Consider the following 2,816-nt stretch of genomic DNA (forward strand, 5'->3'; position numbering starts at 1 on the left):
TCCCGCCCCGTCCGGCGCGCGCCGCAGCACGGCCGGTCCGGCCGGTCCGGCCGGCCCCCTGGCCGCCGCCGACGCCCTCAACGCCCGCCTCGGCACCTCCCGTACCGAGCCGTCCGCCAACCCCCGCCTGGAGGCGCTCGCCCTCGCGGTCAACGCCAATCAGCCCGTACTGCTCTGGGGCGAGCCCGGCATCGGCAAGTCCGCGGGCCTGGCCCAGCTCGCCGCGGGCCTCGGCCTGCCGCTGGAGACCGTCATCGCCAGCGTCCACGAGCCGTCGGACTTCGCCGGCCTGCCGATCGTCGGCGACGACCCGGCCACCACCGGCGTCCCCATGGCCCCGCCCGACTGGGCGGTCCGCCTCGCCCGCACCGGGCACGGCCTGCTGTTCTTCGACGAGCTGTCGTCCGCGCCGCCCGCCGTGCAGGCCGCGCTGCTGCGCGTCGTGCTCGAACGCCGGGTCGGCAGCCTCGCCCTGCCCGACGCGGTACGGATCGTCGCCGCTGCCAACCCGCCGTCGAGCGCCGCCGACGGATGGCACCTCAGCCCGCCGCTCGCCAACCGGTTCGTGCACCTCCACTGGACGCACGACCCGCGCACGGTCGCCCGCGGTCTGGCCGGTACGTGGCCGGAGTTCGCCGTGCCGGTCGTCGACCCCGCGCGGACGCCCGGCGCCGTCGCCCGTGCGCGCGGCGCCGTCTCGGGCTTCCTCACGGCACGCCCCGGTCTCGTCCACCACATCCCGGCGGATGCCGAGAGCCGCGGCCGCGCCTGGCCGTCGCCCCGTACGTGGGAGATGGCGCTGCGGCTGCTGGCCGCCGGCTACGCGACCGGGGCCGGGCGGGAGGCACTCGCGGCCGCGCTCACGGGCGCCGTCGGGGACGGCGCGGGCATCGAGCTCCTGTCGTACCTCGAACACCTCGACCTGCCCGACCCGGACCGGGTGCTCGCCGACCCGGACGCGTTCGCGCTGCCCGACCGCGGCGACCGGCAGCTCGCGTTCCTGATCGCCGTGGTCTCCGCCATCCAGAGCGACCTCACGCGCGAGCGCTGGGAGGCGGGCTGGGCGGTGCTCGCCAAGGCCGTCGACGCGGGCGTGCCCGACGTGGCCGCACGGGCCGCCACCGACCTCGCCACGATGCGCCACACCGACTGGCCGGTGCCGCCGGGCATCGACGCGTTCCTGGACCTGCTCCAGCAGTCCGGCGCCCTGGCCAGCGGCTGAGCACCGGGGACACGACCGCGATGAGCGACGGACCCGGCCCACACGGCACGACGCAGCACGACCCGACGAAGTCGGCCACGGCGCGGCTCGACACCACCAAGCTCCTCGCCGCCCGCTACCGCGCGGCGAGCGACCGCCCGTACCTCGCGTCGGCGCTGTACGCGCTGACGATCGTGCCGTCCCATGACGTGCCCACCATGGGCGTGGACCGGCACTGGCGCTGCTACGTCTCACCCGCCTTCGTGGCGGCGACCCCGGTGCCGGAACTCGCCGCCGTCTGGGTGCACGAGGCCGCCCACCTGCTCCGCGACCACCACGCCCGGGCCGGGCGGCTGCCCGCCGCCGAGCAGCGCGACCACTACCGCGTCAACGTCGCCCAGGACTGCGAGATCAACGACGACCTGCTCGCCGACGGCCTCCCCCTGCCCGATGGGCGCATGGAGCCGCGCCTCTTCGGACTGCCCGACGGCCACCTGTTCGAGGCGTACGTGGCGCGGCTCCCGGCCGGCGTACGGACCCCCGACTGCGGGTCGGGCGCGCACGGGCACGCGGCGCCCTGGGAGCTGAGCGGCCCCGGCGGCCCCGCCCGGCTGGGCGCCGCCGAGGCGGAGGCACTGCGCCGGACCACCGCCGAGGCCATGCGCGCCCACCAGCGCGCCCGCGGCCGCCTCCCGGCGGGCTGGCAGCGCTGGGCCGAGCAGGTCCTGGAGCCGACCGTCGACTGGCGGCAGGCGCTGTCCGGGGCCGTACGGGAGGCCGCCGCGTGGGCGGGCGGCGCCGTCGACTACACGTACCGCCGCCCCTCCCGCCGTACGCCTGCCCTGCGCGGGGTCGTCCTGCCCAGCCTGCGCCGCCCGCTGCCGCGCGTGGCCGTGGTCGTCGACACGTCCGGCTCCATGGGCGAGGACGAACTCGCCGCCGCCATGGCCGAGATCACCGGCGTGCTGCGGGAGGTCGGTGTACGGGGCAACCGGGTCACCGTGCTGGCCTGCGACGCCGATGTGCACGCCGTGTCCCGGGTGACCTCGGCCGACCAGGTGGATCTGGCCGGCGGAGGGGGCACGGACATGCGCGTCGGCATCGAGGCGGCGCTCGCCCGCCCCGACCGGCCGAACATCGTCGTCGTCCTCACCGACGGGCTGACGCCCTGGCCGGACGCCGAGCCGTCCTGCCGGATCGTCGCCGCCCTGATCGGCGCCTCCGCACCGGCCCCGCCGGGCTGGATCGAGACGGTCCGCATCCCGGCGGGCGCGGGTGCGGATGCGGATGCGTGACGCTACTCCTGCCCCTGGACGCCGTGCTCGTCGTCGAGCGGTGGCTTCGGGGCGTCCCGCAGATGCTGCGACAGCCCCTGCTTACCGCCGAGACGGGCCTGCTCCGCCGCCTCGGCGGTGCTGTGGCCCAGGTCCGAGTCGGGGTCGACCCGCACCGAGCGGGCCACGTCCTCGCGGTTGCCGTACTGCTCGGGCGGGATACCGCGCAGGGCCTTGATGACCTCCTGCGAGGCGCCGGCCCGGCGGGCGGCGTCGAGCAGTTCGTCCTTCCCGGCCGGGAAGTCGGTGTCCTTGATCGCGTCCAGGACCTCTGGGACGTT

Annotated in this window: 3 protein-coding genes; 2 read left to right on the forward strand and 1 reads right to left on the reverse strand. The window is 76.9% G+C overall.

Annotation, left to right across the window (positions count from 1 at the left end; translation table 11 throughout):
• Positions 1–58: 58 nt before the first annotated feature.
• Both HTZ82_RS06415 and HTZ82_RS06420 read left to right on the forward strand, forming a co-directional pair.
• The gene (locus tag HTZ82_RS06415) at positions 59–1,222 is read left to right on the forward strand and encodes an AAA family ATPase (protein ID WP_175408307.1); all 1,164 of its coding nucleotides are present in this window, start codon (positions 59–61) and stop codon (positions 1,220–1,222) included.
• A gap of 20 nt (positions 1,223–1,242) precedes the next feature.
• Positions 1,243–2,496 carry a VWA-like domain-containing protein gene (locus HTZ82_RS06420; RefSeq protein WP_175408305.1) on the forward strand — a complete coding sequence of 418 codons (1,254 nt, stop codon included), beginning with the start codon at positions 1,243–1,245 and terminating at the stop codon, positions 2,494–2,496.
• 2 nt (positions 2,497–2,498) lie between these two features.
• Here the strand turns inward: HTZ82_RS06420 and HTZ82_RS06425 are convergent.
• The coding region (locus HTZ82_RS06425; RefSeq protein ID WP_175408306.1) for a DUF2795 domain-containing protein at positions 2,499–2,816 on the reverse strand (318 nt) is incomplete at its 5' end.

The organism is Streptomyces sp. TRM64462 (assembly GCF_013362995.1).
GTDB lineage: Bacteria > Actinomycetota > Actinomycetes > Streptomycetales > Streptomycetaceae > Streptomyces.